At 67.3% G+C, this 14,198-nt stretch carries 15 protein-coding genes; 11 read left to right on the top strand and 4 right to left on the bottom strand.

The genetic code is table 11. The features are described 5' to 3' along the window. Nucleotide 1: 1 nt before the first annotated feature. Entirely contained in the window at nt 2-1,081 is a 1,080-nt protein-coding gene (locus tag AAFP30_RS09895) for an alpha/beta fold hydrolase (RefSeq protein ID WP_419229726.1), read from the top strand. A 10-nt stretch (nt 1,082-1,091) separates the two neighbouring features. On the opposite strand, the gene AAFP30_RS09890 is transcribed toward AAFP30_RS09895, so the two are convergent. After that, nucleotides 1,092-2,174 carry a UDP-N-acetylmuramate dehydrogenase gene (locus AAFP30_RS09890; protein ID WP_419229725.1) on the bottom strand — a complete coding sequence of 361 codons (1,083 nt, stop codon included), beginning with the start codon at nt 2,172-2,174 and terminating at the stop codon, nt 1,092-1,094. A gap of 36 nt (nt 2,175-2,210) precedes the next feature. Here AAFP30_RS09890 and AAFP30_RS09885 point away from each other — a divergent pair, with 36 nt between their 5' ends. The 6 genes from AAFP30_RS09885 to AAFP30_RS09860 all read left to right on the top strand — a co-directional run bounded on the left by AAFP30_RS09885 (nt 2,211) and on the right by AAFP30_RS09860 (nt 6,849). Next, nucleotides 2,211-2,708: a DUF2505 domain-containing protein gene (locus AAFP30_RS09885; RefSeq protein ID WP_419229724.1), complete on the top strand. Its 498-nt coding sequence runs from the start codon at nt 2,211-2,213 to the stop codon at nt 2,706-2,708. A gap of 57 nt (nt 2,709-2,765) precedes the next feature. After that, nucleotides 2,766-3,275, top strand: coding sequence for a DUF2505 domain-containing protein (locus tag AAFP30_RS09880; protein ID WP_419229723.1), 510 nt, complete (start codon nt 2,766-2,768; stop codon nt 3,273-3,275). A gap of 74 nt (nt 3,276-3,349) precedes the next feature. Further along, entirely contained in the window at nt 3,350-4,051 is a 702-nt protein-coding gene (locus AAFP30_RS09875; protein ID WP_419229722.1) for a class I SAM-dependent methyltransferase, read from the top strand. A 51-nt stretch (nt 4,052-4,102) separates the two neighbouring features. Next, the gene (locus AAFP30_RS09870) at nt 4,103-4,921 is read left to right on the top strand and encodes a carbon-nitrogen hydrolase family protein (RefSeq protein WP_419229721.1); all 819 of its coding nucleotides are present in this window, start codon (nt 4,103-4,105) and stop codon (nt 4,919-4,921) included. Nucleotides 4,922-4,932: 11 nt separating this feature from the next. Further along, a complete protein-coding gene (locus AAFP30_RS09865; RefSeq protein ID WP_419229720.1) occupies nt 4,933-5,958 on the top strand; it encodes an LmeA family phospholipid-binding protein in 1,026 nt (341 codons plus the stop codon). Nucleotides 5,959-6,051: 93 nt separating this feature from the next. Next, nucleotides 6,052-6,849 (top strand): DUF1542 domain-containing protein, encoded by a 798-nt coding sequence (locus tag AAFP30_RS09860; RefSeq protein ID WP_419229719.1) that lies wholly within the window; start codon nt 6,052-6,054, stop codon nt 6,847-6,849. Here the strand turns inward: AAFP30_RS09860 and purU are convergent. Continuing rightward, a complete protein-coding gene (gene purU, locus AAFP30_RS09855; protein ID WP_419229718.1) occupies nt 6,846-7,748 on the bottom strand; it encodes a formyltetrahydrofolate deformylase in 903 nt (300 codons plus the stop codon). The genes AAFP30_RS09860 and purU overlap by 4 nt on opposite strands. 27 nt (nt 7,749-7,775) lie before the next feature. On the opposite strand from purU, the gene deoC reads away from it, so the two are divergent. Then, entirely contained in the window at nt 7,776-8,468 is a 693-nt protein-coding gene (gene deoC / locus AAFP30_RS09850; protein WP_419229717.1) for a deoxyribose-phosphate aldolase, read from the top strand. Between the two features lie 231 nt (nt 8,469-8,699). Further along, nucleotides 8,700-10,337, top strand: a complete 1,638-nt coding sequence (locus tag AAFP30_RS09845; RefSeq protein ID WP_419229716.1) for a DUF222 domain-containing protein — start codon at nt 8,700-8,702, stop codon at nt 10,335-10,337. Nucleotides 10,338-10,420: 83 nt separating this feature from the next. On the opposite strand, the gene AAFP30_RS09840 is transcribed toward AAFP30_RS09845, so the two are convergent. Continuing rightward, on the bottom strand, nt 10,421-11,374 hold the full coding sequence (locus AAFP30_RS09840) for an NAD(P)/FAD-dependent oxidoreductase (protein WP_419229715.1): 954 nt from the start codon (nt 11,372-11,374) through the stop codon (nt 10,421-10,423). A 20-nt stretch (nt 11,375-11,394) separates the two neighbouring features. Then, the gene (locus AAFP30_RS09835; protein ID WP_419229714.1) at nt 11,395-12,252 is read right to left on the bottom strand and encodes a class I SAM-dependent methyltransferase; all 858 of its coding nucleotides are present in this window, start codon (nt 12,250-12,252) and stop codon (nt 11,395-11,397) included. Between the two features lie 47 nt (nt 12,253-12,299). On the opposite strand from AAFP30_RS09835, the gene AAFP30_RS09830 reads away from it, so the two are divergent. Then, nucleotides 12,300-12,863, top strand: coding sequence for a helix-turn-helix domain-containing protein (locus tag AAFP30_RS09830; protein ID WP_419229713.1), 564 nt, complete (start codon nt 12,300-12,302; stop codon nt 12,861-12,863). Between the two features lie 42 nt (nt 12,864-12,905). Further along, the gene (locus tag AAFP30_RS09825; RefSeq protein WP_419229712.1) at nt 12,906-14,177 is read left to right on the top strand and encodes a L,D-transpeptidase; all 1,272 of its coding nucleotides are present in this window, start codon (nt 12,906-12,908) and stop codon (nt 14,175-14,177) included. The last annotated feature ends 21 nt before the right edge of the window (nt 14,178-14,198 follow it).

Below are 14,198 nucleotides of genomic sequence, written 5' to 3'. Positions count from 1 at the left end.
CATGAACAAGCGAGCACTGGCGATCGCCGGCGGCACTGTCGCGGCAGCCGGGGTCGGGGCGGCCGCACTCGGGCTCGGCACCATCGCCGTGGGCCTGGTCCGCGAGGCGCTGGGCGCCGACATCGCCGTCGACGACGGACCCGACGACCTGCTCACGGTGCCGACCAAGGCACCCGCCCGCAGGGCCGTCACCACACCGGACGCCACCCGACTCAACGTGGAACACTACGGCCCGGCGATCGAGGACACCGACGACGACGTCGTCGTGCTGGTCCACGGCTGGACCTGCAGCACCACGTTCTGGTACCCGCAGATCAACCATCTGGCCGACCGGCAACCCGTCGTCGCCTACGACCAGCGAGGCCACGGCGCCAGCGAACTCGGCCGCGCCCGGCCGACGATCGCGATGCTCGGCCAGGACCTCGACGCGGTGCTGCGCGAGGTCGTGCCGGACGGACGGCGCGCCGTGCTCGTCGGGCACAGCATGGGTGGCATGACCATCATGTCGTGGGCCGCACAGTTCCCCGACCGGGTGAGTTCGACCGTGTCCGGTGTGGCGCTGACCTCCACCGCGGCCAGCGCAGTGCTCAGCAATCACCTACTCATTCCGGTCGACCTGCCGCGCTACACGAAACCGTTCGAACCGACCGTGGCCAAACTGTTCACCTCGGCGCCGGTCCCGTTGCCGCGCAACGCCTACAGCTCAAAGCTCTCGCAGTACATCGCCCTCGGGCCGAACGCCCGCAAGGCCCACGTCGACTTCGTCGACGACCTCATCGGCACCTGCGCACCGCGCTCGCGGGCGGGCTGGGGATCGGCGATGGGCAAACTCGAGGTCACCGCCGGACTCGATGCACTGACCGTGCCGACCACCGTCATCGTCGGCACCGCGGACCGGCTTACCCCGCCGACGCACGCCGAACAGATGGCCGAGGTGTTGCGGCGCAACGGAAATCTGCGTGACCTCGTCGTCTACGACGGTGTGGGGCACATGTCGACGATCGAGGCCGCGGTCGAGTACAACAAGTTGCTCGACGCCATCATCGCCGACGTTGCGCGGGACCCGATCTCGGCGCGGTAGCAGGGGACGGTCAGAGCTCGCAGTTGACCAGTACCGGCTCTGGATGCAGCGACACGCCGAATGCGTCGCGGACCCCATCGCGGACGTCGCGGGCGAGGTCGAGGAGTTCGTCGGTGGTCGCGTCGCCCCGATTCGTCAGTGCCAGAGTGTGTTTGGTCGACAGCCGGACCGGTGACTCGGGACCGGGGTAGCCGCGGGCGAAGCCGGCTCGCTCGATCAACCAGCCCGCCGACAGCTTGACGCCATCCTCGGCGGGGTAGCTCGGCACGGTGATGTCGGAGCCCACCCGCTCCCGGATGCGCCGCAGGACGTCGTGCGCTTCCTCGGCGTCGATGATCGGGTTGGTGAAAAACGAACCGGCACTCCAGGTGTCGTGGTCGTCGGCGTCGAGGACCATGCCCTTGCCGCGGCGTAATGCCAGCACCTGCTCACGGACGGTCGCGGCCGGTGCCCGCTCGCCGGGTTCGACGTCGAGGGACGTCGCAAGTTCCCGATACCGCAGCGGCTGGCTCAGCCGATCGTCGTTGAGCCAGAACGACACCGCGACGACGAGGAAGTCGTCGCGGTACTTCAGCGTGCTGGTGCGGTAGCCGAGGCCGAGTTCGGACGGGGCCACCCACCGCAGGGTGCCGGCGCGGCGGTCGAGGACCTGCACGCTGCGCAACAGGTCGGACACCTCCACCCCATACGCGCCGACGTTCTGCACTGGTGTCGCACCCGCCGCGCCCGGAATCCCAGAAAGGCATTCCAGTCCGCCGAACCCGGCGTCGATGGTCGCGGCCACCAGCGTGTCCCAGTTGACGCCCGCGTCCGCGGTGACATGTGGCCGGCCCGACTCGCGCCCGGTGCCGAACTCGACGTGCGCACTCTCGATCACCAGTGCCGTGCCGTCGAAGCCCTCGTCGGCGACGACGAGGTTCGAGCCGCCGCCGATCACCAGGGTGGGCTCGGCGGCGCGGTCGAGGGCGCCGATCTCCTCGACGACGTCGCGGGTGGTGCCGCACCGCAGGACCGCGCGTGCCGGCCCGCCGAGACGGAGCGTGGTCAGGTCGGCGAGGAGGGGGATCGTCACCGAGGTAACGGTAGTCCTCACGCGAACGCCGTCGGTGCGGGCCGGTAACCTCCTCCCATGGCCACCTCGATGACCCACAGCGTCTCCTACCCCTTCTCGGCGCAGCGACTCTGGGAGATCATCTCGACCGACGAGTACTGGCGCGACCTGCTCGAGTCCATCAACTCCAGCCACGGCAAGCTCGAGTCCTTCGAGTCGTCGGGCGAAACCGTCACCGTCGTGATGCGCCAAGGTGTGCCAGAGGACAGACTGCCCTCCGCTGTGACCAAGATCCGGCCCGGCGACCTCCACATTCCTCGGCAATCCACCTTCACGCACGACGGCAATGCCATCCGCGGCACCATCGAGGCCAGCGTCGAAGGCGCCCCCGCAAAGATCCACGGCACCGTCGTGACCAGCGGAGATCCGGCGACGACGACGTATGAGGCCGAGGTGACGGTCAGCGTGCCGTTCGTCGGCGGCAAGATCGAGAAGGCCGTCATCGAGCAGCTCATCGACCTGCTCGACCGTGAGGCCGAACAGACGGTGACCTGGGAGGCAGCTCACCCCGCGTGACTTACCGATCGGTAAGGAACTTGGGTTGGCGGCAGGCGCTCACGTAACCTGTTCGTCATGGCACGACGGCTCAGCTACTCTGCACGCTTCACCGAACCTGTGGAGAAGCTCTACCAAGCGCAGAGCACCAAGCAATATTGGGACGACATGATGGCGGGATTCCAGATGATCTCCCCGCACTGCTCGGTCGACTCCTTCGTTTCCGACGAGACCGGCATGAAGGTCGTGCTCAAGCAGACCATCGGCCGCGATCAGCTGCCGGCCCTCGCGCAGACCGTGTTGATGAAGGACATGGTGATCACGCGCGAGGAGTCGTTCGGGGTGTTCGATCCGGACCTCACCAAGGGCAACTACAACGCCTCCATCCCGGCCGGCCCGGGCAGCCTCAACGGGTGGCAGGAACTGTTCCCCACCGACACCGGCTGCACCATCCGCAAGACCACCGAGGTCAAGGTGTACATCCCGTTCGTCAACGGGAAACTGGAGCAGCTCATGCTGGTCAATCTCGTCGATCTGTTCCGCGCCGAAGCCGAGTACGCGGCCGACTGGATCAAGAAGAACCTCTGACTCGGGGTAAGCCCAACGGCCGCATCACCCGCGGCACCACCAACCTGAACCGGCTGCGTCGCGTCGACCGGTGGATGACCACCAACCCGGGCATCCGGGGCGCGCTCGACAGCGTCGCGCGACCGCTGGTCGTCGACCTAGGGTACGGCGCCCGCCCCGACACCACCCTCGAGATGGCCACACGGTTGCGGACCGTCGTCCCCGACATCGACGTCGTCGGACTCGAGATCGACCCCGAGCGCATCGTCGACGCGCGCGACGGTGTCCGATTCGCCCTCGGCGGATTCGAATTGGCCGGTCTCACACCACAACTGGTACGTGCGTTCAACGTGCTGCGGCAGTACGACGAGACCGAGGTCGCGGCGGCCTGGGCACAGATGCAATCGGCGCTCGCGCCCGGCGGGCTCATCGTCGAGGGCACCTGCGACGAACTCGGCCGTCGCTGCTGCTGGGTGGTCCTCGACGCCGACGGGCCACGCACCCTCACCCTGTGCTGGGCGCCCGAACACACCGGCCCCCCGTCCGAACTCGCCGAACGACTCCCCAAGGCGCTGATCCACCGCAATGTACCCGGCGAGGCGATCCATCAACTCCTCGCCGACGCCGACCGGTGCTGGGACATCGCCGCCACCCACGCGGCCTTCGGGCCGCGCGTGCGCTGGCGACAGGCACTGACCCTGCTCCGTGACCGGGGCGTCGACTGCGTCGTGCCGCGCGGCCGTTCGGTGGACAACATCCTCACCGTGCCGTGGTCGGTGGTCGCACCCGGGACGTGATCGGTCCATCGAACGATCGACTTCCCCGCGCTCGTGGTTACCCTGAATCTCATGCGAATTGCCATGGCGCAGATCAGTTCGGGCACCGACCCGCAGGCCAATCTCGCGGCCGTTGCCGCGGCCACCGAGCGGGCGGCGGCCGACGGCGCCCGTCTCGTGGTGTTTCCGGAGGCGACGATGTGCCGATTCGGGGTACGGCTGGGCCCGATCGCCGAACCGCTCGACGGACCGTGGGCGACCGGCGTCTCGGAGATCGCCGCCCGCCATGACGTCACCGTCGTCGCCGGAATGTTCACCCCGGACGCGGACCGCGTCCGCAACACCCTGGTGATCGCCGGACCCGACGGCAGCCGGATCGGTTACGACAAGATCCACCTCTACGACGCCTTCGGGTTCGCCGAGTCGCGCACCGTGGCACCCGGCGACGAGCCGGTGACCTTCGACGTCGACGGAGTTACCGTCGGCGTGGCCACCTGCTACGACATCCGGTTTCCGGCGCTGTTCACCGAACTGGCCGCGCGTGGCGCCCAGTTGATCGTCGTACCGACCTCGTGGGGCGCCGGACCGGGCAAGCTACAGCAGTGGCAGACCCTGGCCACCGCCCGCGCGCTCGACACCGCATGCTTCGTCGCGGCCGTCGGTCAGGCGCTGCCCAGCGATCCCGAGCTCGCCACATCCTCAGCGCCGACCGGAATAGGTCACAGCCAACTCACAGACCCCTTCGGTAGCGTGGCCGCAGCATACGACGACGGCGAACACATCGGCGTCCACGACATCGACCCCGACGTCGTCGACAAGGCGCGTGCCGCGCTGGGCGTACTGGCCAATCGTCGGCCGATCGCGCAGTCCCCGGCACCCACGACGAACTGAGGACGTCCACCATGACCGACAGCGAGAACGACCGCACTCCGCCGCCGGGTCACGACGACGCGACGGCACAATTCGACGCGGCCTCGACCGATCCCGCCCCGCGGGCATGGTCGCAGGCCGGGCCGTCGGGGACTGCGCAATTCGGTGCGACTCCCGACACCACTCAGTTCGACGATTTCCAGCCGATCCCGGGGGCCGCGCCGCCGCCCGTTGTTGCCACCTCACCGGCCAAGCGCAACACCGGCAAGATCATCGCTGGGGTGTCGCTGGCGGTCATCCTGCTGGTGGTGATCGCCGGAGTCGGCACCGAACTCTACGTCCGCAACAAGACCAAGGACTGCCTGCAACAGGCCTTCACCCAACTGACCGGTACCGAGACCTCCGTGTCGCTCAGTTCGAAACCGGTGCTGCTGCAACGTATCAGCGGTGAGGTGCCGTTCGTGCAGGTGGACACCGCCGACAAGGCGGACGCCATCGGCCTGCACGCGCGGGCCGACGGCATCACCGGCCTCGACGGCACACCGACCGCCCGCTCGATCAGCGGTACCGGCTCCGCGCCGTTCGAACGGGTGATCACCATGAGCAAGGAGGCGTCGGCGGCGTCCACCGACGGCTCCGGCACCAATCCCGGTGGCACCAACCCGGATTCGGACTCACCGTTGTCGGGTCTGGTGCAGGGCGCGACCATCCAGTCGATAACCGGCAACCCGGCCGACGGCACCATCAAGGTCGAGTCCACCGTCCAGGTGGCGATCCTGCCGATCCCGGTGACCACGACCATCAAACCCGTCGTCAACGACGGTCACATCCACATCGAGGTCGTCGACGCACAGGCGTTCATCTTCGGTGTCCCCAAGGACTACGCGCAGGGCATCGTCGACAGCGTCAGCAAGTCGATGTTCGGGTCGCTGGCCGACGAACTCACGGTCACCAACCTGAAGGTCACCGACTCCGGCGTCGACTTCGCGTTCGACGGCACGGACGTGACGCTCGGCAACAACGCCCAGATGACCGGCAACTCCACCACCTGCTCCTGACCCGCGGGGTCGCCCGTCGATCTGCGGTGCCGACCTCGGTCGCCAAACCCCGGTACGCTCGATGATGTCCGATTTGCCGCTCCGGAGGAGAAGATGAGCGCCCTGATCCTGATCGCCCTCGTTGTTCTGATCGTCGTCGGCGTCGTCGTGATGTCGCAGCAGCGATCCGGCGCCAACGCCGCGCGATCGCTCGACGACGCCAAGGCCGATGCCCGCCAATCCATCGAACGACTCGGCGGGCAGGTCTTCATGCTCGTCGGTGACGGCCCCGCCTCCAAGCAGGCCCTGGCCGATGCGGGGGAGCGGTACAACGCCGCCGGTTCCCAGATCGAGCAGGCGAACTCCGTGGCGCAGGCCCGTCTGGCCAAGCAGACCGCGATCGAGGGGCTCTACTACGTCCGAGCGGCACGCGCCGCGATGAACCTCGACCCCGGACCTCCCGTCCCCGAACTCGAGGGTCAGCGCAGCGCCGGTGCGGTCACCGAGGATCGCACCGTGGACTACGACGGTCGCCAGATCGAGGCGTCGCCCGCACCGACCTCCCGTACCCCGAACTACTATCCGGGCGGTCGTGTCGCCGGTCGCCCGGTGCCGGCCGGCTGGTACTCCGAACCCTGGTGGAAACCGGCCCTGGTCGGCGGCGCCTGGGGTATCGGCTCGGCGTTGCTGTTCACCTCGTTGTTCTCCGGCATGCACGGAGTGCCGTACGACGCCAACGCCTTTGAGAGCGGTGCCGGCGACGGCGGCGACATGGGTGCGATCGATGGCGGCGACGGTGGCGGTGACTTCGGTGGTGACGCTGGAGACGGCGGCGGTGACTGGGGTGGCGGAGACTTCGGCGGTGGTGGAGATTTCGGTGGCGGCGGCGACTTCGGTGGGTTCGACTTCTAGGTGAAAACCACGGTCTTGCGACCGTGCACGAGCACCCGGTCCTCGAGGTGCCACCGCAGTCCGCGAGCCAGCACGAGTGTCTCGATGTCACGGCCCTGACGCACCATATCGGCGACGGTGTCGCCGTGATCGACGCGGATGACATCCTGTTCGATGATCGGCCCGGCATCGAGATCCGCGGTCACGTAGTGGCAGGTGGCGCCGATCAGTTTCACGCCGCGTGCAAACGCCTGATGGTAGGGGCGTGCTCCGATGAAACTGGGCAGGAAGCTGTGATGGATGTTGATCGCACGTCCCGCCCACGCGTCGCACAACTGCGGCGGCAGGATCTGCATGAACCGGGCGAGCACGACGGCGTCCGGCTCGTATCGGTCGACGACCTCGGCAACCTCGGCGAAGGCGGCGGCCTTGTTGGTTGCGGCGAACGGGACGTGATGGAACGGGACACCGAAGCGGGTGGAGAGTTCCTCGAGATCGCGATGGTTGCCCACCACCGCCGAGACCGTCGCCGGCAATTCGCCACGATGCGCCCGCCCGAGCAGATCCACGAGGCAGTGGCTCTCCTTGCTCACCAACAGCACCACCGACTTCGATGACCCGGTGTCGGTGAGGCGCCACTCGGTTGCCGGGCCCAGCTCCGCGGCGACGTCGGCGGCGAACCGGTCGCGCAGTTCGTCGAGACTCATCGACACCGAGTCCGCCCGGACGGTCTGGCGGGTGAAGAACCAGCCGGTCTCGGCGTCGGAGTGATAGCCGGCCTCGACGATCCACCCACCCACCTCGGCGAGGAACCCGGAGATGCGGGCCACGATGCCGGTCCGGTCCGGACAACCCAACGTCAGCACGTACTGTCGGTCGGCGTCGGATACAGCGGTTCGGGTCGTCTCGGGTGAAGTCACGACCCTCAGTGTGCCAAGCTCGATTGTGTGAGCACCACCGACCTGACCCGACGCGACGTAGCGGCCCTCATCGATCACACCCTCCTCAAACCCGAGGCCACCCGCGCCGCTGCCGAGGCCGCGGTGGCCGAGGCCGCCGAGCTGGGCGTCTACGCGGTGTGTCTGTCGCCATCGATGCTGCCGATCGACACCGGCGCCCAGAAGACCTGCGTCGTGGCCGGCTTCCCCTCCGGTAAGCACCACTCGCTCGTCAAGGCCGCGGAGGCGCGTCTCGCCGTCGACTCCGGCGCCGACGAGGTCGACATGGTCATCGACATCGGCGCCGCCGTCGATCAGCGGTTCGACGAGGTCTTCGCCGACGTGCTGGTCGTCCGCGAAGCCGTCGGCGAGGGCATCGTTCTCAAGGTGATCGTCGAATCCGCCGCGCTGCTCGAGCTCGCCGGACCCGACACGCTCACCGAGGTCTGCCGCCGCGCCGCCGCGGCGGGGGCATCAATGGTCAAGACCTCCACCGGGTTTCACCCCTCCGGCGGCGCGAGCGTGGACGCGGTGTCGATCATGAGGGCGGCCGTCGATGCGCGAGTCGGCGTCAAGGCCAGTGGCGGCATCCGGACTGCGGAGTTCGCCGCCGACCTCATCGCGGCAGGCGCCACCCGTCTCGGATTGTCCAACTCGAGAGCGGTTCTCGACGGGTTCCCCCTCACCGCACCCGGTCGCTGAGCAGCTCGCGAGCGCCGCTTTCTGTTGCCTGAGCCGTTGTTGATGTGGGTAGTTGAGTGGCGTCCTTTCCGTTCCCTGAGCCGTCGCCGAGGCGCTAGCCGAGGCGGCGTGTCGAAGGGTCGCGCGCGCCGATCACGAATTGTCGGACCCCCGAGGTAAGTTCTTGGTAGCAGGAAGAGGAAAGCAAACGAAGCGCCGCGACTCCGAGGTCAAGGGTCGTATCAGAGATGAATGTGGGTGTCCTGCAGCCATGTCCGCATCTCTGAAAGGCTCCCCGTGTCCGCGACTGCAGGGTCCCCGACGCCGTTGTGGTGTGGGTTGCCGGCTGGCTTCGTGGGTGGGATCGAGGCGGGCGAGGCCGATGAGGCGCCGCTCAACGAAGTGCTGCTCGCGATGAGCGATGTCGATCGTGGGCATGCGTATCTGGCGTATCGGGACTACCAGTTCGCTCAGGTGGTTTTCGACCGGATCGTGGCGCCGCGGGCCGAGTCGGATGGTTTCGTGGTCGACGGGTTCGCCGACGCGGCAACCCGTATTGCCCAGCAACGCACGATAACCCGTCATCAGGCCGAGACCCTGCTCAATGAGGCCATCGTGGTGCGGGACCGACTACCGGATGTGTTCGACTGCTTGCGCGATGGGGTGATCAGCCAACGTCAGATCCAGCAGATCATCACCGACACCGATCTGATCGACGGCCAATCGTATGCCCCGTATGTGGATGCGGAGATCGCGAAGCGGTTGCGGGCGGGTACGTATTCGTTGAAGCGGTTGCGTGACATGGTTGATCGCCTCATCTTCCGGCATGATCCGGATGCGGTGCGGGAACGTCGCAAGGATGCGGTGGACAACCGTGGTGTGTGGGTAGAGAAGCGCGCCGACGGGACCGCGGAGCTGACGGCAGTGATGTCGGCGGAGAACGCGCGCATCGCCTACGCCCAGATCGATGCTCTGGCCGATCGGGTGTGTGCCCATGATGGGCGCGCCAAGAACCAGCGGCGTTCCGATGCCGAGTTCGCGTTGCTGACCGGCAGCGAGTTCGGGTGTGAATGCGGGCACGCCGACTGCCCGATCACTGCCCTGACCCTCGACGACGCCGAAGGCGACACCGCGACCGAGGGGGAGGCCGGGCGGTCGACGGCGCTGGCTCCGACCGCACCGAAGTTCGTTATCCACGTGGTCTGCGACGAAGCCACCCTCGAAGGCCGGGCGAATAATCCGGGCTACCTCGACGGACACGGGGTCATCGACGATGAGCACGTCCGCGAACTCGCCGCCCGCCCCGATGCGCGGATCGCACCGCTCATCCCGGCGGGGACTCCGATGAACCCGGATGGCAGTGTCACCCTGCCCGGCTCCCAACCGTCGGACCCCTACCGGCCGACCACATCGTTGGATGCGTTCATCCGGATTCGGCACGGCGTGTGTAGTGAACCTGGCTGCACTCGCAGTGCGTGGGAGTGCGATGGCGACCATGTCGCCGAGTTCGACCACGATGATCCGGCTGCGGGTGGGCAGACGACGTCGGAGAACATGAATCCGAAGTGCCGGCCATGGCATTTGTTGAAAACGAACTCCGGGTGGCTGGATGACCAGTGGCGTGACGAGGACGGTCGGTTACGCACCGAGACAATCACTCCCGAAGGCCTCGTCATCCCGGGTGAGGCCGAAACCATGGAAGAACTGTTCCCTGGACTCCGCCGCATCCGCTACACCGCCCCACCCCAAGCGCCGCCAGCCGAGACCGGCCCGATCACCGAACGCCCGACCCGCACCCGCAGTCGGACGGCGAACAAACATGCCCGACGCCGGGCGGAGAGGAATCGGAACCGGAAGCGACACCACGACGGACCCGAGGCGCCGTTCTGAGGGTTTCGACGCGCTCGGCTCCTACGTCGCCGGGCTTGCTCAACCAGCGGTGGGGCGCTCGGCTCCTACGTCGCCGGGTTTGCTCAACCAGCGGTGGCGGCCGCCGAGTTCGCCAACGCCAGCCGCGCTTCCTCGGCGATGAGGTCGGCGTTGATCGCCGCACCGGCCATCACACCGGCGCCCATCGACACCGCGACCACGGCCGCCAGATCGGTGTTGTTGCCGGCCGCCCACACGCCGGGCAGGTCGGTGGCACCCATCGGATCGGTCGGAATGATCTGGCCTGCAGGATGTTCGGCGAGGGTCCCACCGAGTCGGGTGTAGAGCTCGGAGACGACGACGAAGCGGGGTGCGACGACGAGTGCGTCGCGGTCGATCGATGTGCCGTCGGCGAGCTCCACCGAGCGCAATGAGCCGTCGGCGATATCCAGTCGTGCAACCGGCCCGTCGACGATCTGCACCCCCAGTGCCGAAAGCTGTTGGCGCTCTTCCTCCGACAGCGGTGGCATGGTGTGGGTGAACAAGATGACGTCGTCGGACAGTTGCTGGAACAGCATGGTCTGGTGCACCGACATGGGGCTCGTGCCGAGCACGCCGATGCGCTTGCCCCGCACTTCAAATCCGTGGCAGTACGGGCAGTGCAGCACCGACGAACCCCAGAGTTCGGCGACGCCGGGCACATCGGGCAACTCGTCGACGAGTCCGGTGGCGAGCAGCAGACGTCGCGCGCTCACGCGCCGAGCATCGCTGGTCTGGATGTCGAAGTCGCCGTTGCTGTTCCGGGTGATGTCACGCACCTCGGTGGCGCGGATGTCCACACCGTAGCCGGCGGCCTCGGTGCGTCCCTTGGCCAGGAGATCCAACGGCGAGATGCCCTCATTGCCGAGCAGGTTGTGGGCGCCGTGCGCGGGTGCGTTGCGGGGGTGCCCGGCGTCGAGGACGACGACCGATCGCAACGAGCGGCCGAGCGCCAGAGCGGCACTCAGTCCGGCGGCGCCGCCACCGACGATGGCTACGTCGAAATTGTTGGTACTCATGGATTTCCTTCCGATAGTGGTCAGGCGGGGCGCCGGGCGATCCACGCGGTGCGACGCGACCGCACAGCGAGGTCATCACGATGGCGCAGCGACGACGGACCGTCGTCGGCCAGGAGGTCGTCGAGTAGTGCGCGATCCTGTCTCGACAGCGAGTCGGCGAGCCCCGAGCGAATGTGGGTCAACCAGGCGATGGCGTATTCGCGCGCCTTCGCGGGCAATTCCGCGGGTGAGGTGACGATCTGCACGGTGTCGATGGACTCGAATCCGGCGGCGGATATCGTTGGCGCCCAGTCGAGATCCTGATTCCAGCCGCCCGCGGACATCGCCGACTGTACGCGCTGCTCCATCTGTCCCTCAGGTGAGTCAGGTGGCAAGAACGTCGGTACCTCGGCGATCTCGAGTGCCGCGAGAATCCCGCCGGGCCGCAGTGCATCGAAGGCGGAGCGCAGCAAGGCTTTCGGGTCGGCGAAGTGATGCAGCGTCGATGACGCCCATGCGACGTCGATGTCGGTGAGATCGGCGGGCAGCGCCGAGTCGAGGTCGGCCACCACGGTCCGGACCCGGTCGCCGACGCCTGCGTCTCGGGCGCGGACGGCGACCCGATCGAGCATCTCCGCCGAACTGTCGAGCGAGACGACCTGCGACATCGGAAATTGTCGGGCGAGGGCGATGGTACCGACGCCGGTGCCGGCACCCAGATCGACGATGGTGGTCACCTCGGGCGCGAGTGTCGCGATCCGGTGGGGAACATCGGTCAGATATTCGCCGCAGATCTCGGCGTCGAGGTCGAGGACGGTGGCCATGGTGTCGGCATCCGGATGAGCGTGGTGACCGCCGTGATGCTGGTGATGATGATGAGCGTGATTGGTGTCGGTCATGACTCCACGGTAGCGCGCTAATGCGCTTGACGCATACACTCTTGCGTATGGAGCAAGAACTCGATGCAGTCGTCCGTCAGCGCATCCGCGGGCTGCGGATGGCCAAGGGGTGGACTCTGGACGCGCTGGCGGCCCGGTGCTACCTCAGTCCGTCGACACTGAGCCGCATCGAGACCGGCCATCGCCGCGTCGCACTCGACCAGCTCGTGCCGATCGCCCGGGCGCTGGGCACCACACTCGATCAATTGGTGGAACCGGCCAACGACGAGGACGTGGTGATCCGCCCGGAACCGCACACTGCGCCGGGCATGATCATCTGGAAACTGTCCCGGGATTCCACGCCCGGTGGGGTGACCGTCGCGAAGATGCGCATCACCGAAGAGCACGTCGTCGACCCGGCGAATCTGGGGGTTCACCCAGGTCGCGAGTGGTTCACGGTCCTGTCCGGCGCGGTGCGGATCCATCTCGGCGAGCGCACCATCGACGTACCGACCGGGGAGGCCGCGGAGTTCTCCACGATGATCCCGCACGGTATGGCTGCGTTGGGCGGCCCCGCCGAGGTCCTGTCGATCTTCGACCACGACGGTGAACGTGCCCACATGCCGGGTTGAACAAGCGTTTTCACAGGTCATCTCGGTAGGCTGGGTAACGTTATGAGCGCGAATCCCTCACTGAACCGACGCACCGTCCTGGCCACTGCAGGTCTCGGTGCCGTCGCGTTGGCCGTCGCAGCCTGCTCCAAGAACGAGCCGGCCGCGCAGGACGCCAAACCGAAGACGCCGACCGTGCAGGTGGTGTTCACCCCGGCACTCGACGCCGCGGCGCCGAACCCGACGACGACCTATTCGGTCAAGGCCGAGAACGGTGTCCTCAACCCCGACGTCAAGCTGCTCAACCCGGCGGGTAAGGCGGTCGCGGGCACGATCTCCGACGACCAGACCACCTTCACCGTCACCGAACCCCTCGGTTACGGCACGAAGTACACCTGGAGCGGTAGCGCGATGGGGTACGACCGCGTGAGCACGCCGATCGACGGCACCTTCAGCACCCTGGCGCCGCAGTCGCAACTCAACGTCGTGGTCAACATCGGGGATGGGCAGGAAGTCGGCATCGCCGCGCCCATCATCCTCAAGTTCGACGGCACAGTCGAGGACAAAGAGGCAGTCGAGAAGGCGTTGACCGTCACCACCGATCCGCCGACCGAGGGGTCATGGGCGTGGCTGGGCGAGGACAACGGGTCCCGGGTGCACTGGCGTTCCAAGGACTACTTCGTGCCCGGCACCAAGGTGCACATGGGCGCCAAACTCTACGGCGTCGATCACGGCGAGGGCGCCTACGGTGCGGCAGACGTGACCGTCGACTATGCGATCGGGCGGTCGCAGATCGTGAAGGCGGAGGCGTCGTCGCACCAGATCGTGGTGGTCCGCGACGGTGGCGTGCTGATGACTTTGCCGTGCAGTTATGGCGAGGGCGACCTCGATCGCAACGTCACGCGCTCGGGCATCCACGTGGTGACCGAGAAGTACGAAGACTTCTACATGAGCAACCCGGCCGCCGGCTACTTCAACGCGCACGAGCGGTTCGCGGTCCGCATCTCCAACAACGGCGAGTTCATCCATGCGAACCCGCAAACCGTTGGCGTGCAGGGGTCGTCGAACGTGACCAACGGCTGCATCAACCTCTCGCTGGCCAACGCCCAGCAGTACTACGCGACCGCGGTCTACGGTGACCCGGTCGAGGTCACTGGAACCCGCATCGCACTGTCGGAGGCCGACGGCGACATTTTCGACTGGGCCATCGACTGGCCGACGTGGAAGAGCATGTCGGCCATCAAGGGCGAACCGGCGAAGGTCAACGCGCCGGCCACGCCGTCGGACGCACCGACCCTGCACACCCCGACCTCGGCGCCGGCTCCCGCGGGCTGACGCGTCCTGGTCGGTATTGCC

It is taken from the genome of Gordonia sp. CPCC 205515 (genome assembly GCF_048537925.1).
In the GTDB taxonomy this organism is placed as follows: Bacteria; Actinomycetota; Actinomycetes; order Mycobacteriales; family Mycobacteriaceae; genus Gordonia.
The sequence above is the reverse complement of the archived record's forward strand: the minus strand, read 5'-3'. Positions and strand labels throughout refer to the sequence as shown.

Coding starts and splice junctions, on each gene's coding strand:
- AAFP30_RS09880 (WP_419229723.1), top strand. CDS start 2,766: ATGGCACGACGGCTCAGCTACTCTGCACGCTTCACCGAACCTGTGGAG.
- AAFP30_RS09895 (WP_419229726.1), top strand. CDS start 2: ATGAACAAGCGAGCACTGGCGATCGCCGGCGGCACTGTCGCGGCAGCC.
- AAFP30_RS09835 (WP_419229714.1), bottom strand. CDS start 12,252: ATGACCGACACCAATCACGCTCATCATCATCACCAGCATCACGGCGGT.
- AAFP30_RS09875 (WP_419229722.1), top strand. CDS start 3,350: ATGACCACCAACCCGGGCATCCGGGGCGCGCTCGACAGCGTCGCGCGA.
- AAFP30_RS09870 (WP_419229721.1), top strand. CDS start 4,103: ATGCGAATTGCCATGGCGCAGATCAGTTCGGGCACCGACCCGCAGGCC.
- AAFP30_RS09830 (WP_419229713.1), top strand. CDS start 12,300: ATGGAGCAAGAACTCGATGCAGTCGTCCGTCAGCGCATCCGCGGGCTG.
- AAFP30_RS09840 (WP_419229715.1), bottom strand. CDS start 11,374: ATGAGTACCAACAATTTCGACGTAGCCATCGTCGGTGGCGGCGCCGCC.
- AAFP30_RS09860 (WP_419229719.1), top strand. CDS start 6,052: ATGAGCGCCCTGATCCTGATCGCCCTCGTTGTTCTGATCGTCGTCGGC.
- AAFP30_RS09865 (WP_419229720.1), top strand. CDS start 4,933: ATGACCGACAGCGAGAACGACCGCACTCCGCCGCCGGGTCACGACGAC.
- AAFP30_RS09845 (WP_419229716.1), top strand. CDS start 8,700: ATGTGGGTGTCCTGCAGCCATGTCCGCATCTCTGAAAGGCTCCCCGTG.
- AAFP30_RS09825 (WP_419229712.1), top strand. CDS start 12,906: ATGAGCGCGAATCCCTCACTGAACCGACGCACCGTCCTGGCCACTGCA.
- AAFP30_RS09885 (WP_419229724.1), top strand. CDS start 2,211: ATGGCCACCTCGATGACCCACAGCGTCTCCTACCCCTTCTCGGCGCAG.